We start from the raw sequence: 22,854 nt of genomic DNA on the forward strand, positions 1-22,854 counted from the left end.
TTGATGAGGTTTATGTGAGCGTTTCAGAACAGCAGTTGGCTGTGATTACCGAACAGATTGGTCGTGAACCTAAAGGGCTGATTAAAGTAGCCGTCGCGAACCCTGAGGGAGTGCCTTTGGTGTTGCAGATGCGCTCATTGTTGGATGATGCGCCCTTTCCAACGCTTTACTGGCTCTCTTCTAAAGACTTGTGCAAAGCGATTGGTCAGATTGAAGGTAAAGGCTGGGTTAAAGAGGTAGAAAGCCGCTTGCAGGCAGATACGGAGCTAAGAGGCGCCTATCTGCAAAACCAGAAAGACTATGTGGCGCGTCGCTGGGAGTTAATGCTGGCGGAAGATAAAGCACGTATAGAAGAACTAGGCTTTACCGCGATGTTTACGCGCTACGGCATTGGTGGGATTTCCCAGTGGGATAAAGTCAGATGCTTGCATATGCAGTATGCGCATCATCTGGCCGAGGGTAATGTGATTGGTGCGTTAATGGATCAGGAGTTTGAGTTGAATCTCAGGCGCTACTCTCAATAAGCCTTGGCGCTCAGTAAGTATCCATAGACTTACTGAGCAGATACTTACTGAACTGATATGTCTCTACAGATAGCTTCTGTCAGGCAGATTCTTCTGCATCCTGGATTCGTTCGATGCGTTCCTGTTCTTCCAGCCAGGCGGCTTTGATCTCCTGTAAAACAGTATCAACATCCGCCGCTTCTGTGCTTTCTGCAAACTGTCCGGTTAGCTCTACGTCAGGTTGTAGGTCGCCGTTCTCAAAGAGTGCCCACATTTCCTGTGCATAGCGGGTATCTAATAGCTCGGGTGCGTATTGGGCATAGTAGGCCGTCATATTGTTGACGTCTCGCGTCAGCATTTTCTGAGCATTGTTGTTGGCTGCTGCATCGACGGCTTGTGGCAGATCGATAATAACCGGGCCGTATGAATCAACTAACACATTAAATTCTGACAAGTCGCCGTGGACTAAGCCGGCGCATAGCATCAGCATGACGTAATGCATGACAACGGCATGATCTTCCAGAGCTTGCTCTAAGGTGAGTGCCACATCATTCAGGCGAGGAGCGACATGGCCATCATTGTCAGTGACCAGTTCCATTAATAAGACGCCATCGAAGCAACCAAATGGCTGCGGAACTCTAACGCCGGCATCTGCCAGGCGATAGAGCGCATCTACCTCTGCATTCTGCCAGGTCTCTTCTTGTTGATGGCGGCCGAATTTAGAGCCTTTTTCCATCGCACGAGCGCGGCGGCTGTTACGGACTTTGCGGCCTTCCTGATACTGTGCGGCTTGTTTAAAGCCACGTTTATTGGCTTCTTTGTAAATTTTGGCGCAGCGTACTTCGGTGCCGCAGCGTACGACAAAAACATCGGCTTCTTTGCCGCTCATCAGCGGTCGTAGAACCTCGTCTATCAAGCCGTCTTCAATTAGGGGCTGTAATCGTTTTGGAGCTTTCATGGCACCCTTGTACCTTATTCTTTCATGGTATGATTTGCGTCAGCCAAAATTATCGCAGTTTTGTAGAGACAAAACTGCTTCTGTACTACGCGTTATGTTTTAATTAGCTTAGTCGAGAAGTTAAATAGTTGGGAAATATAGTGAGCGACCTTTCTGAAAAACGCCTCAATAAATATATCAGTGAGTCAGGTTTTTGCTCCCGACGTGAGGCTGATAAATTAATTGAACAAAAGCGCGTTACCATCAACGGTAAACAGCCTGAATTGGGTACAAAAGTTACTCCGACAGATAAAGTGTTCGTTGATGGAAAACAAATTCATGCCACTGCAGATAATAAATCTGATCGTGTTTATATAGCTTACCATAAGCCGGTAGGTATTACGTGTACCACCGAGCGACACATTAAAGGCAATATTATCGATGCGATTGGCCATTCGCAGCGCATTTTTCCAATAGGGCGGCTTGATAAGCCATCAGAGGGGCTGATTTTCCTGACCAGTGATGGTGATATTGTGAATAAAATTCTGCGTGCAGAAAATGCTCATGATAAGGAATATGTGGTTACCGTTAACAAACCATTAAATGAGCGTTTTGTTGAGCGGATGTCGCAGGGGGTGCCTATTCTGGATACGGTTACCAAGCCTTGCAAGGTAACGATTCAAAGTCGGTTTGTTTTTAAAATCATCTTAACGCAAGGCCTCAATCGGCAAATTCGGCGTATGTGTGAGTATTTGGGTTACGACGTCACTAAGCTAAAACGCACGCGTATCATGAATGTTCAGTTAGCAGGGCTAAGGCCAGGCCAGTGGCGGGACTTAAGCAGTGGCGAACTTGCTGAAATTAATCGCGCGGTAGCCACATCGAATAAAACGGCTGTGAATTCTCAAAAAACGACAGCCGCGGTGAAAGTGAATACATCAGGCGCTGGCCAGCCGGGCAGATCTTCGTCTAAGCGTCAGAATCGAAACGCAACGCGAAAATCAGTTAGTCGCTAAAGTGGGTGTCTATCTGTAAGCTTTATTCGGGACAGGCAAGCAAAAAAAAGCAGGCACTAATTGCGCCTGCTTTTTTACTCTGATGATTAAATACGCAGCGACTAAGAAGTCAGCTTAGTATATTTGTCCATCAGTTGATCTTCAGTTTCCACATGATCCGGATCTTTTGGAATACAATCAACCGGGCACACTTCAACACATTGTGGTGTGTCGTAGTGACCTACGCACTCGGTGCATTTGTTAGGATCAATTTCATAGATCTCTTCGCCCGGAGCAATGGCTTCATTCGGGCATTCAGGTTCGCATACATCGCAGTTGATGCATTCGTCAGTAATAATTAATGCCATGTTGGCTTTCCTCTCAGGCTCAGACGGATTTTTTGCAGTCTTTTCTGACAGCAAGATGATTCTGTAATGCTGCATTGACGGCGGGGTGAACAAATTTGCTCACATCGCCGTTCAGCATTGCTATTTCCCTTATCAGCGTAGATGAGATAAAGGATAGGTGCTCCGCAGGCGTCAGAAAAAGACTTTCTGCCTGGGGCGCTAGCTGACGATTCATGTTGGCCAGCTGAAATTCGTATTCAAAGTCAGATACAGCGCGAAGACCACGTAATATTATATTCGCTTTTTTCTCGGCGACAAAGTCAGCCAGCAAACAATCAAAACCGACCACTTCGACATTATCTAAATGAGCAAAGATTTCTTTGGCGAGGTCCGTGCGCATTTCTAAAGGAAATAGCGGTTGTTTTGTTTGACTTGTCGCAACGGCCACAATGACTTTATCGAACAAACGTGATGCGCGCTGTACGAGGTCAGAGTGACCATTTGTGATAGGATCAAATGTTCCTGGATAAATGGCGATATTCATTCGTTATTCACTCTGTCCTGTTTTGCTGTGGTATTGCCACTGTTGCAAGTGCGGCATATTATCGGAATTGCTGCAGGGGTACAAATACAATAATGGAATGTGTTCATCTTTATTGGTTATAAAAAATATTTTTTATATTTCCATCAGGAATATAAGAGCGTTGCGCAGGTATTAAATCAAGTATTAAATCAGGTGTTAAATATGCGGTCTCCATTTATGAATTCTGTTGTTAAAATTTTCCCGCTCTTTATGAGCGTTGCATTCCTTAGCGGCTGTGAGTCGCTGCAAAGTGTAGATCGGGGGCTTTATAGTGCGGCTGAAGCGGTGAGCGAGCGGGATCTGGTTACCGGCCAGCGAACGTTAAGCATGGCAAGCCGGGGCCAACAGATTGCGCAAGGTAATGCGGCGGTTGAGCAGATTCTCGCAGAGCAAAAGAAAGCAGGGAAGAAAACAAATGCGGCATTGGATGAGAAAGCATATCAGCGTGTTGTTCGGGTGTTTGATCGTATACACCGTGTGAGTCATTTGGCGAATGAACGCTGGCTGCCAGTGTTGATTGATGATCCCTCCTTTAATGCTTTTACAACGGGTGGAACCTACATCGTAGTCCATAGTGGCTTAATGAAGGATCTGAAAGATGATGCTGAATTGGCGGCTGTGCTCGGGCATGAGATCGCGCATACCGTGGCTAATCATGTCTTTGAACGTCAAACGCATCAAACGGCCGCATTAATTGCCGGATCTGAAGCGGCGCGTCAAGGCGGCTATCAGGCGGCATTTACCCATGAAAGTGAAATTGAAGCGGATAAGATAGGTATTCTGTACGCGGCACTGGCCGGTTTTGACCCCTATGCAGCGAGTCGTATCTGGGAGCGACAATATAAGAAAGAGGGTAGCGCCAAGGGACTTTTCTTCCATTCACACCCGGTGAATCCTGAACGTGCGCTATTGACGCGAAATGTCGCTAACCAGGTGAAGCAATATTACCATGATGGGCAACAGAACCCGGAAGCGGCCGCATTACTGGATAATAATGCTCTCTGGCGCAAAGGTTCGGAGTCGGTGGAAGCAGGCAGTGGTGGTGGTTTGTCTGCGATTCTTGGCACGGCCTTAGGGGCCTATGCTCAGCATCAGGGAACTAAGCAAGAGGCCAGCCGCCAGGCGCAGCAGATTCAGATGATGCAGGCGCTGGATAAGCAGGTTGTTGTTGTGGGTGAGAAGGTGATTGATCAGCATTCTTGGCAGGTGGTGTGGGAAAACAGGAGCAATGTTAGTCTGAAGGATGTGGTTATGGGTGTGTTGATTAAAGATTCCACAGGAAAGGTAAGTCGTTATGTGACACATGTGGCAGGTAATATAAAACCGGCAGCGCGTTTTGCAGGAAGCTTTACCTTACCGGATCTTAAGGTTGCTCAGCTTCAGCAGATGCAGGTTAAATACTATCTGGATGATGCGACGCCTGTTCGTTAGCGCACATCGTTAGCGCTCATCAGTGTTATTCGGGCTTATACATGCGCAGCTTAATGTTAAGTCGGGCGGGATGCGTTAGACTGGTTTATTAGTGAGCTTAACCTGTCAAAAAAAAGCAGCTTTTCATAAAGCCGCTTTTCTTAAAGTAACTTGTTATAAAGTAGCTTGCTGTAAAGTAACTTGCTGTAAAGTAAAAGGAGCCTGTGTTGGCGCGTCGCACCCGTGAAGAAGCTGAACAAACACGACATGAGTTATTAGAAATGGCCTTGCAGCAGTATGCTCTGCATGGCATTCACAATGTTAGTTTAAAGTCGATTGCCGCTGCGGCAGGTGTTACTCATGGTGCTTTGTATTGGCATTTTAAGAACCGTGAAGATCTGATCTGTGCTTTAAGCGCATCAGCGACGCTTCCCTTTGAGCAGCACTATCTTGAGCAGTTACAGGCCATTGACCAGAATGCGTTAAAGGCATTGAAATCTTTTTTACTTGATACGGCATGCCATATCGCTTCTCGTGACCAGGCCATGCAGGTGTATGCACTTTTTTATAGCCGAAGAAAAGATCTGCCACAGCAAGCTGAGTTGCACGATGTGCTGTCGGACGAATGGCAGTCGTGGGTTGGTTATATCGACCGGTTTTTAAAACAAGCACGTAAACAGAAACAGATTGCGAAGAAAACAAAGCAGCAGCCCATGGCGGAGCTGCTACTTTCACAGGTGTTTGGTGTACTTGCCGTTAGTGAATATATGCCAAAATCGACTTCGTTCAGAGAGTTGGCAAACCTCACCATTAGTAATGCTATTGCCGGGCTGGAAACGACCAGATCGTAGAAAAGGAGTAGCAGCCTGCTTTAGCCGATCCAGAAAAGCTTAGCTGGAGCCTGTTTCGGTTTGGTCTTCAGGCGATCTGAAGAACAGCCGGTAAGTGACCTGTCCTGCAGTTTTGGAGCGGCTCTCTTGCCAATTATTGGGAACTGTCAATAGACTTAATTCGGACTCGGCTTCTATATAGATAACGGCATTATCGGAAAGCAGGTTACGTTTTTCTAACAGTTCACAGATAAGCGGAACCATATCCTTCCTGAAAGGCGGGTCGAGAAAAACTAAGTCATAGCGTGCTTCTGTATCCGTCTGACGTGCTTCCAGCCAAGTGAGTGCCGCTGATGTTATTACTTCGCCGTTCTGGCTTTTCAACAGATTTAAATTATCTCTTAGCTGTCGTGTTGCTTCGTGGGCGTTATCGATAAAAGTAACCGAATCTGCACCGCGAGAAAGTGCTTCCAGCCCTAATGCACCACTTCCGGCAAACAGATCAAGGCAGCGCGCGCCGGGAGTAATATTTTGCAGCCAGTTAAAAAGAGTTTCTCTCACCCTGTCAGGTGTCGGGCGTAAGCCTTCTATTTCCGGGAAAGGGAGTTTACGGCTACGCCACTCTCCACCGATAATACGTAACATCGGTTGGTTTTCTTTACGGCTGTTCTGGTTTACGCGGGGTGGGTGTCTTCGGGGCATCTGAATAGCCTACAAAGGTGAAATTGTTACAATAATGGCGTGCTCAGGATCAAGTAGCTGTTGTATATGCTCCTGAACCTGCTGAGTCGATATGGATGCAAGCGTATCACGAAACTCCTCGATCGACTGAAATTTCTCCACAGAGAAAAATTGTGAAGCCAGCAGGTCGGCGCGTTTCTCCGGACTGGCGAGCTGTCGGCTATATTGGGTTGCGAGCGCGCTTCTGATCTCTTCAAGCTTGTCGTTGTTGAGGTGTTGCAGCAGGTAAGTTTTAAGATTACTGATGACATTTCCCTGAAACGGGCGGTTTTGCGTCATCGATAAGGCAGCATAACCGACCGGTGTTGAAGGCTGGAGTATCAGGCGATAGTGGCTTAAATTTTTGTCGGCGATTTCTTTCAGTGACTGATTAATGTAATGCAAAGCTACAGAGCGACTCACATTGCTGCTATCGGCGGGTATGGCCTGTCCTATCAGATAAAGATAAGACGGGCCGCGGTGTTGCAAGCTGATGCGGCTAGCGGCTGCTAACTGTGGTGCTGATGTGCGGGGTTGGGCAGTGAAAGGGTAATGCTTTTTTAATTGTTCGCTGATTATTTTGCTGAGCGAGTCATTTTCTTCTTTGAATACCAGTAACGCCGTGGGTCGGTTAGAAAACAGGCTGTGCGCGGTATCGGCTGTGATTGGCATTGACGGCGTAAGAAGCTGTGCCTTTAGATTGCTCAGTGCTAGCTCATCGATCGTGTTTAATGCCAGATAGCGTTCTGCACCTGCGTGTTGCAGCGCTTGTGAATAATATCCGCCGGCTGAAGTAGTAACCTTGTCTAGCATTGATTCCAGAAGGAATGAGTCATCGCTCACTTTTTCTGCGGGCAGTCGTACGGTTAAAATGACCTTATCATCATGCCACTGGGCGGTGATGTTGTTCTCAGTCTGGAGTGCCTGTCCGATTGAGGATTGCAGAGCGATTCGTTGCTGGGCTTGCTGTTCAGAATAAGCGGGAGATAGCGGGTAGACCAGCTTCACCTGATCTTGTTTTAGCGCTTTGTCGATCGACAGATATATCCAGTTGTCTTCCAGTGTCTCGTAAACATCAGAACTATTATTCTGGCTGCGGGCTGTTAACAGCACGATAACGATGGCGACAATCCAGGGTAAAATTTTCAGATAGGTGCGGTTAAACAGGGGCTGATATTGCTGATCCATAATTTTCCCGAAGATGAAGCCGTTATGTATAAAAAACCACTATAATAAGTTACTTGGCACAACCTTGGCACAAAAATAGGATAGACCCACAGCACCATGATTCAATTTGAACATGTTAGTAAACGTTACGATGAGGGCTTTGATGCGCTCAAGGATGTCAGTTTTACCATTAATACCGGTGAAATGGCATTTCTAACAGGCCATTCAGGTGCCGGAAAAAGCACCTTGCTGAAATTGGTGATGCTGATGGAGCAGCCGACAGCAGGACACATTCAGGTGGGCGAGCAGATACTTAATCGGCTGGGACGTCATGATATTCCCTATTTGCGCCGTTCCATTGGTGTGGTTTTTCAAAATCACCAGCTGCTATTTGATCGCTCAGTATTTGATAATGTTGCCTTACCTTTGAATATCTGTGGTTATTCGCCGGAAGATGCGGCCCGACGTGTGCGTGCTGCGTTAGATAAGGTGGGCTTGCTGGACCGAGAAAAAATGAACCCTATGGCGCTTTCAAGCGGTGAACAGCAGCGTGTGGGGATCGCCAGGGCTATCGTGCATAAACCCAAAGTTCTGTTGGCCGATGAGCCGACCGGTAACCTTGATCCTCAGTTATCAGCAGAGATCATGCGCTTGTTTGAACAGTTTAATCGAGTCGGCACAACCGTATTAATTGCCAGTCACGATCTGTCGTTGATCAGCAGTATGCGCCACCGGATGTTGACGCTGAAGTCAGGGAGGTTGATTGCTGATGGATAAAAAAAGAGGCGCCGTACGTGTTCATCCTTCGCGCCCTGTCACCCCCGTCGCTCCGCCAACGACGCGGCGAGGAGCCGAGCATCATAAGGTTGATCTGAAAGGGCACAGTGAAAGCTGGCTACGCAATCATATCGCGGTATGTAAAGCCGCACTCACAAAGCTGCTAGGCACGCCTGTGGCGACCATGATGACGGTTGCCGTGCTGGCCATTGCGCTCACATTGCCTGGTTTTCTTTTCACCGTATTGTCTAATGTGCAAAGCCTGACAGAGGGTTGGGAAGGTGAAACGCGTTTGTCACTCTATTTAGAAACATCGCTGGGTGACGAAGACGCTGATCGCTTCAGTCGCAGCTTATTGTTACGCGATGATATTGCGGCGGTGGACTACATCAGCCGTAATCAAGGGATGCGCGAGTTTAAAAAATACTCGGGGTTTGGAGACGTGCTGGACGCATTAACAGATAACCCGTTGCCTGCCGTTGTTGTGTTGTTGCCACGTTCACGTGCCGTAGCTGACCTGGGGCTAATGCGTGCCAGTTTCGAAGCGATGCCGGAAGTGAACGAAGCGGTCCTGGACCTGGAGTGGCTGCAGCGGTTAGATGCTATGCTGGCGGTGGCAAAGCGTGGCGTATTTGTGTTGGGGCTTTTGTTAGGACTTGCTGTGCTTCTGGTGATCGGCAATACGATTAAAATGTCGATAGAAAGTCGTCGGGATGAAATTGTTGTCAGCAAGCTTGTGGGCGCAACCGATGCCTGGGTCAGGCGGCCTTTTTTGTACACAGGCGTTTGGTACGGACTGTTGGGGGCGTTATGTGCCTGGTTAGTTATTCAGGTCGCTTGGTTGATGTTAGAAACACCCGCCCAGGAGTTGACTCAACTTTACCGAAGCCAGTTTCAATTAACCGGATTAGGTGTTTCTGGTTCATCACTTTTGCTATTATCGAGTGTTCTACTAGGCTGGTTGGGTGCGTGGATAGCGGTTAGGCGTCATCTGCGTGATATCGAACCCAGCTAATTCAGTTAATATCTGGTTAATACGAATGTTTTGATTACTTATGAGCTGAAGATTAAGCGAAGAGGGCTTTATCTTTAGGGGAACTATTTGTAAGATTCATGCTCTTATTTGACGATTCTTGTGAATAAGTTGATTTTACGATTCAAAATCGAGGTTAAGACTTAATGCGTAAAAGCTTAGAACTCATCGAACATATTACACCGGGACAAAACCTGGATGCTTATGTACAGACAATTAGCACTATTCCTGTGCTCAGCGTCGAGGAAGAGCGTGCGTTGGCTGAACGTCTTTTTTATCAGGATGACCTGGAAGCAGCACGCCAGCTGGTTTTATCTCATCTACGTTTTGTAGTTCATATTGCACGCAGCTATTCTGGATATGGTTTGCCGTTAGGCGATCTGGTTCAGGAAGGTAACGTGGGTCTTATGAAAGCAGTAAAACGTTTTGATCCGGGTATGGGTGTGCGCTTGGTCTCTTTTGCCGTGCACTGGATTAAAGCCGAAATGCATGAATACATCCTGCGTAACTGGAGAATCGTTAAAGTAGCAACCACCAAAGCGCAACGTAAACTCTTTTTTAATCTGCGTTCCAAGAAAAAAGGCTTGGGCTGGATGAATAGCGATGAAGTGACGGCTATCGCAGATGATTTGGGCGTTGATGAAAAGGTTGTTCGTCAGATGGAAGGCCGCATGGCTTCTGTTGATACCTCTTTTGATCTGAGCGGTAACGACGATGACGATGCCGCAGGGTATTTGGCACCGGTTCAATATCTGGAAGATCATTCAGGTGATCCTGCAGAGCAGCTGGAAGCATCCAACTGGGAAGCAGATTCTCAGGCACGCCTGAGCGGCGCGATGGAGTCTTTGGACGATCGTAGCCGTGATATTCTGGCTCAGCGTTGGTTGATGGATGAAAAAGCGACCTTGCATCAGTTAGCGGCTAAATATAGCGTGTCGGCTGAGCGGATACGTCAGCTGGAAAAAAATGCGATGAAAAAACTGAAAGAGGCTATTGGACACGATTTACAGCCAGCGTAACGTTTTTTCGCAGTACTTTCTTGAAGTACTAAGGCCGCCTTTGGGCGGCTTTTTTGTTTTAGTCTATCGGCTATGCCTTACAGCCGCGCAGTTAATCGATGCTATAATCCTGGCCTAATATTTTAAGGCCGGTTTATCTGGGCACAACGATGAAAATACATGTATGACATCACTATTATGAAAGCACAGTTTTATATGGCTATGGCCGCTATCAGTGGCGCGTTGGCGGTCTCGATGGGGGCTTTCGCAACACACGGACTAAAAGATATCTTAAGTCCAAAATTGATGGCTGTGATGCAAACGGGTGTCCAGTATCAGTTTTATCACACCTTTGCGTTGTTACTGGTCGGAATATTGCTTCGACAGCAGGCTTCCAGGCTGTTGAGCCTGAGTGCCGCGGCATTCCTTATCGGTCTGTTCCTGTTTTGCGGCAGTTTGTACCTTCTGGCGTTTTCAGGGGCACACTGGTTAGGTATAGTCACGCCACTAGGCGGACTTGCTTTTATCGTCGGCTGGTTATCGCTGGCAGGTTTTTTCTTGTTTAAAGACAGAGGTGACGTTTGATGGAGCTTGAAGTCAACGGTGAAGTGACTCAGTTAGCAGAAGGCGCAAGCTTGCATGATCTGGTGATCAAGCTGGATATCGTTGGGCAACGTATTGCGATCGAAGTGAATCAGGAAATTGTTCCTCGCAGCCAGCATGCACTGCATCAGCTAAGTGCTGGCGATAAGGTCGAAGTTGTCCATGCTATCGGTGGCGGTTAGGCCTGGAGGGTACTGCCGATGCATTTATCTCTTATGAATAACACTAAGGATTGAGTACATGTCAGAGCAAAATGATGCGATGGTCATTGCGGGCAAACGTTATCTGTCACGCTTGCTGGTAGGAACCGGTAAGTATAAAGATATGCAAGAAACACGTCTGGCTATCGAAGCCAGTGGTGCAGAAATTGTCACCGTGGCGGTACGCCGTACCAATATTGGTCAGAACCCAGATGAGCCTAATCTGCTGGATGTAATCACACCCGATAAATACACCATCCTGCCAAACACCGCAGGCTGTTATACCGCAGAAGATGCCGTACGCACCTGTCGTTTAGCGCGTGAATTGCTGGACGGGCATGATTTGGTCAAGCTGGAAGTGTTAGGTGATCAAAAAACACTGTACCCGAACATAGTTGAAACGATTAAAGCGACCGAAACACTGGTAAAAGATGGTTTTAAGGTGATGGTCTATACCAACGATGACCCGATAGTCGCTAAACAGCTTGAAGAGATGGGCTGTGTAGCCGTTATGCCTCTGGGGTCGTTGATCGGCTCTGGTCTGGGTATACTCAATCCGCATAACATCAAGCTGATTATGGAAGCGGCGAACGTGCCTATTTTGGTCGATGCGGGTGTCGGCACGGCATCAGATGCTGCTATTGCTATGGAAATGGGCTGTGAAGGCGTATTGATGAACACCGCGATTGCAGGCGCGCGTAACCCGATTCTGATGGCGTCGGCAATGCGTAAAGCGATAGAAGCAGGCCGCGAAGCCTTTTTGGCAGGCCGCATGCCGCGAAAACGATATGCAAGTGCCTCATCTCCACTCGAAGGCATTATTGGTTAAACACAACAGCAAATAGTGGTTGGTAATGATAGAAGAACAGAAGCATATGCGTACCGTGCGCAGTTTTGTAAAGCGCGCAGGCAGGACAACAGAAGGTCAGCAAAAAGCACTGGAAGATGTCTGGCCGGTTATGGGGCTGGAAGTTAAAAACGGCCCTGTCGTGTTTAGCGAAGTATTTGGTCGCGACGCACCTGTTGTGCTGGAGATTGGCTTCGGTATGGGAGACTCTCTGCTAGAAATGGCCAGTCGGGAGCCGGATAAGAACTATATCGGTATAGAAGTGCATACGCCGGGTGTCGGTCGGCTGCTGAGCAATGCTAACGATGAAGGCCTGACCAATATCCGTATTTATGCGGAAGATGCGATAGAAGTACTGGCAAAGTGCATCCCTGATAATAGCCTGGATGTAGTGCAGTTGTTTTTCCCGGATCCGTGGCACAAGAAACGCCACCACAAACGCCGCATAGTACAGCCAGACTTTGCGCAGAACCTGCGGAAAAAGCTAAAAGTCGGCGGCTACTTTCATATGGCGACAGACTGGGAGAATTACGCCGAGCACATGATGGATGTTATGAGTGCGGCTGAAGGCTACACCAATAAAATGGGAGAAGGCCAATACTCGCCTCAGCCAGAATGGCGACCTGTGACTAAATTCCAGAAACGGGGCGAAAGGCTCGGACATGGAATGTGGGATCTGATGTTCGAAAAAACAGAATGAAATGTGAGTAAAGCGGTTAGATATAAAAAAGAGCTGTGGTTTTTATAACCTACGGCTCTTTTTTTATTAAAAGTGGCCCGATAAGGAATTTAAGCTCTCGCGTGTGTTAAGCGTCGCCAAATTCGACCGTCGATAGCGGACAAACCCAGCGCAATAAGCGCCATCCCCACAAGATGGATAACCTCTAAGGACTCGTTGAGGAACAGTGAACCGAATAATATCGCTGAGACAGGAACCAGTAATGTGACTAACATCAGATTAGTGGCCCCTGCCGATGCCAATATTTTGAAATAAAGAACATAGGCAATAGCGGTGGAGAGAACAGCAAGTCCAACAATGGCTGTCCATGTTTCCAGGCTGGGCTCTGCAATATCGAGAGGCCCGTCTACCATCAGGGTGATGGGTGCCAATACGAGTGCCGATGCAGTGACCTGACCTGCGGCCGTAATAATGGGATTTATAGCCATGGTTTTGAATCGACGGCCAAACACGCCTGCAAATGCATAAGACAAAGTTGCTGCGATGATAGCTAGTTGCGCAAGCAAGCTGTCGCCGCCACTTATCGCTGGTAATCCGATCATCACAACGACGCCGATAAAGCCGACTGCCACACCCGCAAGTTTCAATGGCGTCATACGTTCATCCGGTAGTAGTATTCCCGCGACGACAACGGTGAATATGGGGGTCGCAGCGTTAAGAATTGATGCGAGTCCAGATGCGATTTGAGTTTGCCCCCACACTATAAGAACAAATGGGATGACATTGTTTAACAACCCCATTCCCAGAAAAGCAATCCAAATCCCGACGCTCTTTGGAGGATGCAGCCCCATGAGCAGAGCAATACTCCATAATGCTATGGCAGCCAGTCCTACTCTGAGTGTAACAATTGTCAATGGAGGCAAGTCAGCAACAGCAACTCCGACAAAGAAGAATGATCCGCCCCATAGTATGGATAATACGATAAGCATTGCCCACTCACGAGCACCCATGGAGGTGTTGATAGATGAAGTCATAGTGAATGCTGCTCGTGTTAACTTATTGTGGAACCAGCTTAGTGAGAGTCAGAAGCATAAACCATCCGATTCTTGCGCTTTAATTTTATTGACAGCAATTGCTACCCTATTCAATGCTGTTGAATCGCTGCCCATTGACCAGGATGGAGATTATTCAGCAACAAACGGATGGAAACGCCTATAGAAGTAAGTTTTCATAGGTGATAACAACTTCATATTGAGGATCATATCATGTCGATGCCATCTGAGCAGGAGATGCGGGAAGCTATAGCCACAAGGGATAAGTCCCGCGACGGAGACTTTTTTTATGGCGTTATCACCACGGGGGTATTCTGCAAGCCATCGTGTTCCGCCCGGCGTGCCAAGCCCGAGAACCTAAGATTTTTCTCAAGTATTGAAGCCGCTATGCTGGCTGATTTCAGACCCTGTAAGCGTTGCCAGCCTACTGGGGAAGGAACCTCAGGAGTTGAGCGACTGGTAAAGGTCGCCCGCTATATTGAAGAGCATGCTGATGAACAAATGACGCTTTTAAGCTTGGCAGCAATGGCAGGCTTGTCTCCCTCCAGACTGCAGCGGATATTTAAAGAAGCATTGGGTGTTTCACCCAAAGCCTATCAGGACGCTGTTCGAATGCGACACTTCAAGCAATCGTTGAAAGAGGGCGGCGGTGTGACGGACGCAATTTTCTCATCTGGATTTGGCTCCGTTAGCCGCGTTTACGGCGAGGCGACCCGTAATATAGGCATGACCCCTAAAGCATACCGAACGGGAGGCGCTGGCGAGATCATCACCTACGCTTGCCGCAATACAGCGCTTGGCCTGATGGCGATGGCCGCTACGGATAAAGGTGTCTGTTTCGTACAGTTTGGTGATGATGAAGAGTCACTGATCACTAAGCTAAAAGCGGAGTTTCCTAGTGCCGAGTTAGGAGTCTCACCTGCTCAGAAAACGCCTGAACTTGATGCCTGGATGGAAGCATTGGAACAGCATATTGGCAAAGGTGCTCCCAGACCTGATTTGCCACTTGATATGCGAGGTACCGCTTTTCAAATGAAAGTATGGCAATTTCTGTTGAGCATTCGCGAAGGTGATGTACTCAGTTACAGTGAGTTGGCCGCAAATATCGATAAGCCCAAAGCGGTTCGGGCCGTTGCAACGGCATGTGCAAAAAACCGTATAGGCGTACTGATTCCTTGCCATCGTGTGTTAAGAGGGGATAAAAGTCTCGGTGGATACCGCTGGGGACTGGAGCGTAAACGAGCATTACTGGACATGGAAAGAGAGCGACGCACGAGATAGTGCTCAGCCAGTGCCACGCTCAAAGTCAGGTAGTTGAAGAGTTATCAGGCAAACGACTGCTTTGTGGTGTTGTCTAATATCAGAAGAGCAAGCTAGAAAGGCCCCTTTGGATCGGGTAACCGACCTGATCTGTGATACTGATTGGGGGCGCTACGTATTGCTGGTTAGATAGAGAATGGATTGCTATTATTGATGATTAGTAGGGAGTCAATTTACCGAATATCTAGCAGAGGTTAGCTTTATTTTACTGAGCTTCGATATTGGGCAGCGCACGTAAACATAGGAGGTCTATATGATTTCCCGGATACCGCAATATTTCATATACACAGCACTCTTATTTGTTTTCTTAAGCAACACTTCAATGGCAGGAGAGACCTCAGGTATTCTGGATGGTATGACTTTTGTCGGTAATAACGGCGAAAAGGGGCGCGAACTGGACCCCGAAGAATACGAGGAAATTGTCTTTCATAATGGACTATTCAGATCCGTTTCATGCGACCCCTATAATTTTAGTAGCAGCGAATATTCGACAACAGTTGTTGACAATACTATCCACTTTGAAGCGGTGACCGAAAGCCCGACCCATGGCAAGATTGCCTGGCAGGGGATCGTGGATGGCGATACGGCCGAAGTAATCTTCATTTGGACAAAAGAAAGATGGTATTGGGATATACGTAAAGAATACTGGTTTAGAGGAACTTTGAAGGAGTGAATGATCATTCTTTAATGAGTGGAATACATTATCGTTTATTGGGCCGCCTAATATGGTCGATTCAAATCACTATCAAACACAAGCTTCCAGACTAGCTCGTTATCTGAAGATCGCATTGATAATTTGTCTCATTGCAGCTTTGAATTTTGGCGGCACTTGGTTTGCGCATCAGATTAACTTTCAATTGTTTCCCAGGCATGCATCGATGCTTAATAGCATCGTTCTAGGGGCTATCTTCCTGTATATATTATTGATGGCTATACCATTTATGCCAGCAATAGAGATAGGTCTGGCTCTCATGCTGATGCTTGGGAGCAAAGGGGCTTTATTAGTATACCTGTGCACCCTTGCTGCGCTATCAATCAGTTTTATCGTTGGAAGAACCATCCCTCCTCGTCTGGTTTACAGGCTTCTTAAATGGCTGCATTTGGATAAGGCAAGCACTCTGGTACAGCAGCTTGAGCCCTTAAATCAACAGGAACGACTTAAATTTCTGAATGATAAAATGCCCGCTAAGGCCGCTCCCTTACTATTAAATTACAGGTATCTGGCCATTGCGGCAGCGTTGAATCTACCAGGGAATGCGCTTATAGGTGGTGGCGGTGGAATTAGTCTGGTTGTCGGCATGAGCAAGATCGTCCCTTTCCACGCCTTTATTCTTCTGTTGGCCATCGCTATTGCGCCAGTTCCACTGTGGTTTTACCTGTTTGGAGGCTAAATGGAAGCAAAGATGATGCATGAAAGGAGAAAATCTTAGGGATAATTTCTAACAAAACGTGCAAATGATAGTGGTTTTTTATCCGCTCTTCTTGCCAGATAGGTGATGTAATGATGTCTTATACCAATTTACACGAGAGGCCGTTCAAATACCGCGTAATAATATTGATCTGTTTCCTGTTTTTTGTCGTCACTACTTCAAGGCAAGTCTCTGCTGAATGGATTACATTTAACACAGCTCCCGTTAATGATGAAGACTCAACAATTATTCGCGGCCTTATTTCCAAGCCTGTTGGAGATGGCCCATTTGCGGCAGTCATAATCGCTCATGGTTGCTTTGGTGTTGAAGCGAACCAACATTCGTGGGCACAGCGCCTTAATGACTGGGGATATGTAACTATTATTGTAGATAGCTTCACCCCCAGAGATGTAAATACTGTTTGTGAAAGCCCACAGCAAGTCTCTCCGCAAACGCGCGCTTGTGATGTATATGGAGCAGCCGCTTACCTTCGAAAACAACCTTTCGTTAATCCAAATAAAATTGCAATGATCGGGTTTTCACATGGAGGATGGGCAGCACTCTATGTTACCCAGGATTACTTACCTGAGCAGGCAAAGGAAGAACCCATTCAAGCGGTGGTCTCATACTATCCATGGTGTGAAAATAAAAACCTCAAAACGACCACCACGCCTCTGCTTATCCTGGCAGGCGCAGCGGATGACTGGACTCCAGTAGAAAGGTGCTACAACTATATCAATGCTCAGGATAGCGGCTATCAACAGAATATTACGCTAAAGGTTTATGATCAGGCCTATCATGGCTTTGATGATCTAAGCATGGATCCAGCGGTCATTTACGACGGCTACACCATAGCCTACGATTTAAACGCAGCCACAAATTCAATTAAGGAAATAAAAGAGTTTTTGACTCGCTATTTAGAATAGCTGGCCAAAAAGGGCAGGCGTTAATGGTTAATATGGTCTCAACACCTATTAACTATGCTGTGCGTGAGTGGCCGCTTTGGGTAAGCACACTGAGTCCAGTCTTCCGGTTTATCCAAGTATAAAAAACACGTAAAAATGCGCCTAATTGAGGTAAAAATCACTTAAATATAGATTAAAATAGCTAATTATCAATAAAACTTGCCACCCCAGGGATAGGCTTTTTTGTTTTTTATTGTCATCTGTTTTCTGCTTAAAAATATTACATCCATCCATTTCTATGAAAAAGTGCCTTTAATTTAGTAGCTTATAAAAAATAGACAACGAATAGTCTTGAAAGTACAAATGCTAATCATTATCATTCTCGTATTGGGTTTAGTAACTATTTAGGTGTCGTTCGTGAGTGTTGAAGCAGAATTGATTGCCCCGGCTGAGCTGGGTACAAGTGTGGTGTCGGATAAGGGGGAATCAATAGCGCCGCAGGCTAAAGAGGCCGCTTCCGGGTTGTTGGATCAGGGTGATGCAATGACTTCGTTGGCTCAGCAGGCGCCTTCTGTAGTTGAGAGGATGCAGGACTTCTTATTAGTCGGTGGGCCTGTGGTTTGGATTTTATTGGGTTTTTCGATTATAGCGTTGAGTATTGTGCTGGTTAAATTGTGGCAGTTTGCCTTGTTGCGGCCTGAAAGTAACCGTGATGTTACGCAGGCATTGGCGTTGTGGCGGGCAGGGGAGCATGGTCAGGCAACGGTTGTCTTGAAGCGCAACCGACCTGTTTCTGAACTGGTATATATAGCGATGCGGGGCGTACTGAATGTTCGCCAAGATATGGATTTACTTAAAGATGAACTCGAGCGTGTGGCAGCGTTACGCCTGAATCAGTTGCGTGCGTTACTACGGCCTCTTGAGGTAATCGCAACATTAAGTCCTTTGCTCGGTTTGTTGGGGACAGTGCTAGGTATGATTACTGCCTTTCAGCGGATGGAAGCGGCAGGTAATCAGGTCGATCCATCAGTCCTGTCTGGTGGTATCTGGCAGGCGCTGTTAACAACCGCGGTAGGGTTGGCGGTGGCTATACCGGTCGTAGTAATACATAGCTGGTTAGAGCGAAAAGTTGAGCGAGTAGCGGCGGTAATGAGTGACTCTGTTACTCAGGTTTTTACCGGCCAGCAGATTTCCGTGGTAGCAGAGCCCGAGCTTGAGGAGTTAAAGCGTGCAGCTTGATTTACAGCCTGTACGCCGTCGTCAGGCGATTAGCCTGACGCCATTGATTGATGTGGTGTTTATCCTGCTGCTGTTCTTTATGTTGTCGTCTAGTTTTATGCAGTGGCGACAGGTGGATCTGTCTGCGGCGCAGGTAAGTAACGATACCTCATCTGAGGTGCATCGGCTTCGTTTAATCTCAGATCAGGGAGCCTTCGCGTACGCGGGGCAGCATTATCAGATGCAGGATAGCGTTGCGCTGCAAGCACTGGTAATAAAGGCGCCTGACGCTGTTTTTGCCATTGAAGTGGCACCGGGAGTGATGACGCAGACCATGATTAGCTTGTTGGATAATTTGAAGCAGGCGGGTGCACAGCACGTTTCGCTGGCCGGCGTCTTACCATGAGTGCCTTGCGATGAGCGGGCTGTTATTCAGGGGATCGACCTCGCGTATCACAAGCGTGAAGAAAGCACACAGCAGCGACGATAATTTGATTCCGTTGATTAATGTTGTGTTTCTGATGTTGATTTTTTTTATGGTAGCCGGACAAATTCAGCGTTCTGATGCACAACGTGTGCAGCCGCCTGAGTCATTCAGTGACACCCGGCAGACGGAAGACGGGATTACATTGATGGTTACCGCCGATGGTTTGTTATATCTGGATAATCAGGAAGTAGATGAAGCAGGGCTTGCGTCGGGTTTGCTGGCGGCTTTTTCTCAGACAGAAAAACCGGAGGCGTTTGTTGTGCTGGTAAAAGTGGATGCGGGCTTGCCTGTTGATGTTTTACAAAGCGTCCTACGCCAGATTAAGGCTACCGGATTGCTGCGTGTGTCATTGGCAACCCGCCAGATTATGGTGGATGACAAATGATCTCAGCGCGTCATCGGTGGATGGCTTTTATGTGTGCCGCACTGATGCACATACTAGCCTTAGGACTGTTCTTCGCCGCGCCGTCTGAAGGGGCAAAAGAGAAAGGCGAGCAAGGGGTAGAAGTTGATTTAGGCATGCTTGGAAACTTGGGAGAAGCGCTTAATACCACAGAGGAAGTGCCGGCAGATCCTATTAAAGAAATAATAGCAGAAGAGCCGCCGCAGGAAGAGCCGCCAAAAGAGCCACTAAGAGAGCCACTAAGAGAGCCACTAAAAGAGGCACTAAAAGAGGCACTAAAAGAGGCACTAAAAGAAGCGCCGCAAAAGCCTGAACCCGCAACGGTCAAGCAGGCAGAGGTGCCTCAGCCGCCAAAGCAAAAAGTGGCACTTAGGGTACAAAAGACTGCCAGGACTGAGGCAAAACAACTGCCGGCAACGAAGCAAAAAGTGCCTGTAGCAGAAAAGAAAATATCAACGGGTGTTGGTGACGCCCAATCAACGGGTGGTAATCCTGGGGCTGAACGATCTTATTTTGCTTTGCTGGCTGCAACGTTAGCCAAAAACAAACGTTACCCGACAGTATCACGTAGAAAAGGAGAGGAGGGCGTTGTTGTGTTGTCGTTCGTGGTGGATCGTTTTGGTCTGGTGTCAGCCGCACAGATAAAAACAAGCTCGGGCTATTTACGCTTAGATGCAGCGGTACTGCGCATGCTGAAAAAGTCCAAGCGCTTACCCGCGTTTCCGCCAGAGATGAAGCAAGCACAGTTGCTGATTAACATCCCGATATCTTTTGAGTTGAACACTATGCGTTAACAGGTTTTAAAGCTCGTAGTAAAAAATCACAGTAAGAAATCACAGTAAAACTCTTAATCAATAAATGAAATCTACATGGCCCCAAAAAGCGGCTAGCGGGACTGCTTGGCCTTTTTTTGGGGTCGGAATATTAATCTTGAGACCTTTGCACGAGCCGAAACTTTGTTTTCTGGCAAGGCAAAAGCGCACGGAATAAGGGAGTTTATGTTTATAAATGACCGAATGAGTACGTTTTTAACACCCCCAGAAGACAGAGGAGCAATTGTGAGAGGGTCTCATCTTGTAAAAAACTAAAGGGATAGTGCTATGTCTGTTAAGAAAATGGGTGATATTTCAATACGCGGTAATTCAATACGAGGTAGTGCAATAAAAGGTCAAGAGTCGACTGAAGGGCAAAACCTTTCAATGGTCGGCACGCTAGCGTTTGCTATCTCTGCAGCCATGGTTGGGCCAGCCCAGGCTGCTGGTGTGACGCTTGATACCCTGATTATAGGGGAAAGCGTGATTGAAGCAGATGCCAATCCTTATTCTGAACCAGGAGCGCCTTATAAAGCCAAACGCCTGTCAGATACCCGCCATACGCGTGATATTGCCGATACGCCACAGACGGTGACTGTGCTCACAAAAGAGACGATTGCAGAATCAGGAAAAACCGAGCTCAAGGATATTTTGAGTGCGCAGCCGGGTATTACATTAGGCACTGGCGAGGGCGGTAACTCTTTTGGTGATCGTTATATTATCCGCGGTTATGAAGCACGTAGTGATGTGTATACCGATGGTTTACGTGAACCGGGTCTGATTACCCGTGAAACATTTGCGCTGGAACAGATCGAAGTGTCCAAAGGGTCAAGTTCAACATTTGGCGGCCGTGGTTCCACAGGCGGAGCGGTCAACAGCGTCACCAAGAAAGCCACTCTGGAAGAAAATTTCACCACGCTGGAAGGTGGTTTAGGTACTGATAAATACAAGCGTGGTACGTTGGATACAAACTATGTCGTCAATGATGATCTGGCGGTCCGTTTGAACTTACTATACACCGATGCGGATATTCCTGATCGGGCACCGGCGAAAGAGAATCGTCAGGGCGCACTGATATCCGCTGTCTATCAGGCGACAGATAAGCTTAAAGTCTCGGCCGATTTTTATCACTTTGAGGGGGATGATAAAACAGATGTAGGCGTCGCGTTGGATCGGACAACGGGTGTAATTGACTCAGAGCGGCAGTATGTTGGCCAAGATGGACTGGATTTTCAGGAAACACAGGCGGATATCGCAACGCTGAAACTGGATCTGGATATTAATGATGAGATTCGTTTGGAAAATAAAACCCGGCTTGGCTCAACCAGCAATGATTATATTGTTTCTGCCTATAACAGCAACAGCAGTCGCTTTCCTGGTGGATTGAGGACTTTTACCGGGTGGCAAGAAAATGACTATCTGGGTAATCAGACCAATCTGATCATTGATAAAAACTTAAATAGTCAGCGTCATACGATCATTGCCGGGGTCGAATATGCTAACGAAGAGACCAAAGCGGGTAATTACAGTGTAACAACTGATAGTGTCAATATTGATCCTTATAACACGAATAATACGAGCTGGATCGGTTCTTATAACAAAAGCGCAGCGGCGACGCAGCTTTCTCTGGATACCGTTTCCGTTTATCTGATGGATACAGTGACGCTGAACGATGACTGGGAAGTGTTTGCTGGTGTGCGCTATGACTACTTTGATTACTCCCTGGATGTAGCTGCAACGGCAACAAAGTATCAATTCAGTGATGGTTTTTGGAACAGTCACTCAGGTGTTGTGTTTTCGCCGTGGAAGCGAGGCAACGTTTATGCGAGCTGGAGTACATCATCTAATATCAACGGTGGTGAAGCAGATGCCGGGACCAATTGTGGTTATGGTGGCTTGTGTACCGATGCAGATGGTAACTACCAGGGTGCAGACCCTGAGCAATCCACTAATCTGGAAATCGGTACAAAGTGGAACCTTATGGATGAAAAACTACTGTTAAGCGCTGCTGTTTTCCGTACCACGAAAGATGATGTTATTGAGGGTGATAACGACTCTTACGCCAGTAATGGTAGCCTCAATACGGGTAAGAACCGTGTCGAAGGTGTCGAGTTAGGTGTGTCCGGTAACATCACAGCAAAATTGAGTGCCCAGTTTGGTGTCGCGATTATGGATTCAGAAACACTGAAATCTTACGATGACGCTAATGTCGGTAAGCCAAAAGCCAACTTTGCTGATAACAGTGCCAATCTGCAGTTGCGCTATCAGGCAACGCCAAAACTAGCGCTGGGCGGTGTCGTGACCTATTCCAGTGAAATCTATGGTGGGCAGCCGGATGCGGGCGCTAGTGAAACTATCGAATTGCCGGATTACACGGTGTACGACCTGTTTGCATCTTATCAGGTGAATAAGCAACTCAGCTTGCGTGCCAATATTCAGAACCTGACAAATGAAGACTATTACACGGCTGTTTATCGTGGCGGAAGTATTGTTTATCTGGGCGATGCTCGTTCAGCGAACCTGACCATGACCTACAAGTTTTAGGCTTTCATCTTCAGAGTTAACGTCCATAGCAAAGGGACTTCCTGGCTCTTTGCTATTTTCTTTATCGGGTTTTTT

General features: G+C 47.3%; 26 protein-coding genes. 20 read left to right on the top strand and 6 right to left on the bottom strand.

The annotated features are described in order from the left end of the window. The first annotated feature begins 14 nt into the window (after positions 1–14). On the top strand, positions 15–524 hold the full coding sequence (locus tag BM099_RS01215; protein ID WP_090723329.1) for a DUF501 domain-containing protein: 510 nt from the start codon (positions 15–17) through the stop codon (positions 522–524). A 79-nt stretch (positions 525–603) separates the two neighbouring features. On the opposite strand, the gene BM099_RS01220 is transcribed toward BM099_RS01215, so the two are convergent. Then, positions 604–1,461 (bottom strand): PA4780 family RIO1-like protein kinase, encoded by an 858-nt coding sequence (locus BM099_RS01220; RefSeq protein WP_090723331.1) that lies wholly within the window; start codon positions 1,459–1,461, stop codon positions 604–606. A 140-nt stretch (positions 1,462–1,601) separates the two neighbouring features. Here BM099_RS01220 and rluF point away from each other — a divergent pair, with 140 nt between their 5' ends. Continuing rightward, entirely contained in the window at positions 1,602–2,456 is an 855-nt protein-coding gene (gene rluF / locus BM099_RS01225; RefSeq protein WP_090723333.1) for a 23S rRNA pseudouridine(2604) synthase RluF, read from the top strand. A gap of 101 nt (positions 2,457–2,557) precedes the next feature. On the opposite strand, the gene BM099_RS01230 is transcribed toward rluF, so the two are convergent. Both BM099_RS01230 and coaD read right to left on the bottom strand, forming a co-directional pair. Further along, positions 2,558–2,803 (bottom strand): YfhL family 4Fe-4S dicluster ferredoxin, encoded by a 246-nt coding sequence (locus tag BM099_RS01230; protein WP_090723336.1) that lies wholly within the window; start codon positions 2,801–2,803, stop codon positions 2,558–2,560. Positions 2,804–2,822: 19 nt separating this feature from the next. Beyond that, positions 2,823–3,326: a pantetheine-phosphate adenylyltransferase gene (coaD, locus tag BM099_RS01235; protein ID WP_090723339.1), complete on the bottom strand. Its 504-nt coding sequence runs from the start codon at positions 3,324–3,326 to the stop codon at positions 2,823–2,825. Between the two features lie 201 nt (positions 3,327–3,527). On the opposite strand from coaD, the gene BM099_RS01240 reads away from it, so the two are divergent. Together BM099_RS01240 and BM099_RS01245 are read left to right on the top strand one after the other, a co-directional pair. Continuing rightward, entirely contained in the window at positions 3,528–4,796 is a 1,269-nt protein-coding gene (locus BM099_RS01240; RefSeq protein WP_232348872.1) for a M48 family metallopeptidase, read from the top strand. A 206-nt stretch (positions 4,797–5,002) separates the two neighbouring features. Further along, positions 5,003–5,626: a TetR family transcriptional regulator gene (locus tag BM099_RS01245; protein WP_090723341.1), complete on the top strand. Its 624-nt coding sequence runs from the start codon at positions 5,003–5,005 to the stop codon at positions 5,624–5,626. Positions 5,627–5,665: 39 nt separating this feature from the next. Here BM099_RS01245 and rsmD read toward each other — a convergent pair whose 3' ends face one another. Both rsmD and BM099_RS01255 read right to left on the bottom strand, forming a co-directional pair. Beyond that, entirely contained in the window at positions 5,666–6,307 is a 642-nt protein-coding gene (gene rsmD, locus BM099_RS01250) for a 16S rRNA (guanine(966)-N(2))-methyltransferase RsmD (protein ID WP_090723343.1), read from the bottom strand. 9 nt (positions 6,308–6,316) lie between these two features. Beyond that, complete coding sequence (locus BM099_RS01255; protein WP_090723345.1) at positions 6,317–7,513, bottom strand: insulinase family protein; 1,197 nt, start codon at positions 7,511–7,513, stop codon at positions 6,317–6,319. 96 nt (positions 7,514–7,609) lie between these two features. On the opposite strand from BM099_RS01255, the gene ftsE reads away from it, so the two are divergent. From ftsE to trmB, 7 genes are all read left to right on the top strand, one after another. Next, positions 7,610–8,269 carry a cell division ATP-binding protein FtsE gene (gene ftsE / locus BM099_RS01260; protein ID WP_090723348.1) on the top strand — a complete coding sequence of 220 codons (660 nt, stop codon included), beginning with the start codon at positions 7,610–7,612 and terminating at the stop codon, positions 8,267–8,269. Then, positions 8,262–9,284, top strand: a complete 1,023-nt coding sequence (ftsX, locus tag BM099_RS01265; RefSeq protein WP_090723350.1) for a permease-like cell division protein FtsX — start codon at positions 8,262–8,264, stop codon at positions 9,282–9,284. The genes ftsE and ftsX overlap by 8 nt, the downstream gene beginning before the upstream one ends. Positions 9,285–9,448: 164 nt before the next feature. After that, a complete protein-coding gene (gene rpoH, locus BM099_RS01270) occupies positions 9,449–10,321 on the top strand; it encodes an RNA polymerase sigma factor RpoH (protein ID WP_090723352.1) in 873 nt (290 codons plus the stop codon). Between the two features lie 159 nt (positions 10,322–10,480). Beyond that, a complete protein-coding gene (locus BM099_RS01275) occupies positions 10,481–10,885 on the top strand; it encodes a DUF423 domain-containing protein (RefSeq protein WP_244889900.1) in 405 nt (134 codons plus the stop codon). Next, positions 10,885–11,085 (top strand): sulfur carrier protein ThiS, encoded by a 201-nt coding sequence (gene thiS / locus BM099_RS01280; protein WP_090723355.1) that lies wholly within the window; start codon positions 10,885–10,887, stop codon positions 11,083–11,085. The genes BM099_RS01275 and thiS overlap by 1 nt, the downstream gene beginning before the upstream one ends. Positions 11,086–11,143: 58 nt before the next feature. Next, positions 11,144–11,932 (top strand): thiazole synthase, encoded by a 789-nt coding sequence (locus BM099_RS01285; RefSeq protein WP_090723358.1) that lies wholly within the window; start codon positions 11,144–11,146, stop codon positions 11,930–11,932. Positions 11,933–11,957: 25 nt separating this feature from the next. Then, entirely contained in the window at positions 11,958–12,650 is a 693-nt protein-coding gene (gene trmB / locus BM099_RS01290; protein WP_090723361.1) for a tRNA (guanosine(46)-N7)-methyltransferase TrmB, read from the top strand. 89 nt (positions 12,651–12,739) lie between these two features. On the opposite strand, the gene BM099_RS01295 is transcribed toward trmB, so the two are convergent. Further along, the gene (locus BM099_RS01295) at positions 12,740–13,663 is read right to left on the bottom strand and encodes a DMT family transporter (RefSeq protein WP_090723363.1); all 924 of its coding nucleotides are present in this window, start codon (positions 13,661–13,663) and stop codon (positions 12,740–12,742) included. 231 nt (positions 13,664–13,894) lie between these two features. Between BM099_RS01295 and BM099_RS01305 the strand changes: the two genes are divergently transcribed. From BM099_RS01305 to BM099_RS01345, 9 genes are all read left to right on the top strand, one after another. Continuing rightward, positions 13,895–14,962, top strand: coding sequence for a bifunctional transcriptional activator/DNA repair enzyme AdaA (locus BM099_RS01305; protein ID WP_090723369.1), 1,068 nt, complete (start codon positions 13,895–13,897; stop codon positions 14,960–14,962). A 292-nt stretch (positions 14,963–15,254) separates the two neighbouring features. After that, entirely contained in the window at positions 15,255–15,674 is a 420-nt protein-coding gene (locus tag BM099_RS01310; protein WP_090723371.1) for a hypothetical protein, read from the top strand. A 52-nt stretch (positions 15,675–15,726) separates the two neighbouring features. Further along, positions 15,727–16,392 carry a hypothetical protein gene (locus BM099_RS01315; RefSeq protein WP_090723374.1) on the top strand — a complete coding sequence of 222 codons (666 nt, stop codon included), beginning with the start codon at positions 15,727–15,729 and terminating at the stop codon, positions 16,390–16,392. A 113-nt stretch (positions 16,393–16,505) separates the two neighbouring features. Next, positions 16,506–17,336 carry a dienelactone hydrolase family protein gene (locus BM099_RS01320; protein ID WP_177201058.1) on the top strand — a complete coding sequence of 277 codons (831 nt, stop codon included), beginning with the start codon at positions 16,506–16,508 and terminating at the stop codon, positions 17,334–17,336. A 396-nt stretch (positions 17,337–17,732) separates the two neighbouring features. Beyond that, positions 17,733–18,554, top strand: coding sequence for a MotA/TolQ/ExbB proton channel family protein (locus BM099_RS01325; RefSeq protein ID WP_244889901.1), 822 nt, complete (start codon positions 17,733–17,735; stop codon positions 18,552–18,554). Then, positions 18,544–18,939: an ExbD/TolR family protein gene (locus BM099_RS01330; RefSeq protein ID WP_090723379.1), complete on the top strand. Its 396-nt coding sequence runs from the start codon at positions 18,544–18,546 to the stop codon at positions 18,937–18,939. Before BM099_RS01325 ends, BM099_RS01330 begins: the two co-directional genes overlap by 11 nt. A gap of 10 nt (positions 18,940–18,949) precedes the next feature. After that, entirely contained in the window at positions 18,950–19,405 is a 456-nt protein-coding gene (locus tag BM099_RS01335) for an ExbD/TolR family protein (RefSeq protein ID WP_090723382.1), read from the top strand. After that, positions 19,402–20,217, top strand: coding sequence for an energy transducer TonB (locus BM099_RS01340; RefSeq protein ID WP_090723385.1), 816 nt, complete (start codon positions 19,402–19,404; stop codon positions 20,215–20,217). The genes BM099_RS01335 and BM099_RS01340 overlap by 4 nt, the downstream gene beginning before the upstream one ends. 306 nt (positions 20,218–20,523) lie before the next feature. Beyond that, positions 20,524–22,779, top strand: a complete 2,256-nt coding sequence (locus BM099_RS01345) for a TonB-dependent receptor (RefSeq protein WP_090723388.1) — start codon at positions 20,524–20,526, stop codon at positions 22,777–22,779. Positions 22,780–22,854: the final 75 nt, after the last annotated feature.

Source organism: Neptunomonas qingdaonensis, from assembly GCF_900113275.1.
Lineage (GTDB): Bacteria > Pseudomonadota > Gammaproteobacteria > Pseudomonadales > Balneatricaceae > Neptunomonas > Neptunomonas qingdaonensis.

What these genes read in the sequence shown, in the direction of transcription:
- BM099_RS01255 (WP_090723345.1), bottom strand. Translation starts at nt 7,513, where the DNA reads ATGGATCAGCAATATCAGCCCCTGTTTAACCGCACCTATCTGAAAATT.
- BM099_RS01230 (WP_090723336.1), bottom strand. Translation starts at nt 2,803, where the DNA reads ATGGCATTAATTATTACTGACGAATGCATCAACTGCGATGTATGCGAA.
- BM099_RS01340 (WP_090723385.1), top strand. Translation starts at nt 19,402, where the DNA reads ATGATCTCAGCGCGTCATCGGTGGATGGCTTTTATGTGTGCCGCACTG.
- BM099_RS01285 (WP_090723358.1), top strand. Translation starts at nt 11,144, where the DNA reads ATGTCAGAGCAAAATGATGCGATGGTCATTGCGGGCAAACGTTATCTG.
- coaD (WP_090723339.1), bottom strand. Translation starts at nt 3,326, where the DNA reads ATGAATATCGCCATTTATCCAGGAACATTTGATCCTATCACAAATGGT.
- ftsX (WP_090723350.1), top strand. Translation starts at nt 8,262, where the DNA reads ATGGATAAAAAAAGAGGCGCCGTACGTGTTCATCCTTCGCGCCCTGTC.
- BM099_RS01315 (WP_090723374.1), top strand. Translation starts at nt 15,727, where the DNA reads ATGGTCGATTCAAATCACTATCAAACACAAGCTTCCAGACTAGCTCGT.
- rsmD (WP_090723343.1), bottom strand. Translation starts at nt 6,307, where the DNA reads ATGCCCCGAAGACACCCACCCCGCGTAAACCAGAACAGCCGTAAAGAA.
- thiS (WP_090723355.1), top strand. Translation starts at nt 10,885, where the DNA reads ATGGAGCTTGAAGTCAACGGTGAAGTGACTCAGTTAGCAGAAGGCGCA.
- BM099_RS01295 (WP_090723363.1), bottom strand. Translation starts at nt 13,663, where the DNA reads ATGACTTCATCTATCAACACCTCCATGGGTGCTCGTGAGTGGGCAATG.
- BM099_RS01220 (WP_090723331.1), bottom strand. Translation starts at nt 1,461, where the DNA reads ATGAAAGCTCCAAAACGATTACAGCCCCTAATTGAAGACGGCTTGATA.
- BM099_RS01345 (WP_090723388.1), top strand. Translation starts at nt 20,524, where the DNA reads ATGTCTGTTAAGAAAATGGGTGATATTTCAATACGCGGTAATTCAATA.
- BM099_RS01335 (WP_090723382.1), top strand. Translation starts at nt 18,950, where the DNA reads ATGAGCGGGCTGTTATTCAGGGGATCGACCTCGCGTATCACAAGCGTG.
- ftsE (WP_090723348.1), top strand. Translation starts at nt 7,610, where the DNA reads ATGATTCAATTTGAACATGTTAGTAAACGTTACGATGAGGGCTTTGAT.
- BM099_RS01320 (WP_177201058.1), top strand. Translation starts at nt 16,506, where the DNA reads ATGTCTTATACCAATTTACACGAGAGGCCGTTCAAATACCGCGTAATA.
- BM099_RS01275 (WP_244889900.1), top strand. Translation starts at nt 10,481, where the DNA reads ATGTATGACATCACTATTATGAAAGCACAGTTTTATATGGCTATGGCC.
- BM099_RS01310 (WP_090723371.1), top strand. Translation starts at nt 15,255, where the DNA reads ATGATTTCCCGGATACCGCAATATTTCATATACACAGCACTCTTATTT.
- rpoH (WP_090723352.1), top strand. Translation starts at nt 9,449, where the DNA reads ATGCGTAAAAGCTTAGAACTCATCGAACATATTACACCGGGACAAAAC.
- BM099_RS01305 (WP_090723369.1), top strand. Translation starts at nt 13,895, where the DNA reads ATGTCGATGCCATCTGAGCAGGAGATGCGGGAAGCTATAGCCACAAGG.
- trmB (WP_090723361.1), top strand. Translation starts at nt 11,958, where the DNA reads ATGATAGAAGAACAGAAGCATATGCGTACCGTGCGCAGTTTTGTAAAG.
- BM099_RS01240 (WP_232348872.1), top strand. Translation starts at nt 3,528, where the DNA reads ATGCGGTCTCCATTTATGAATTCTGTTGTTAAAATTTTCCCGCTCTTT.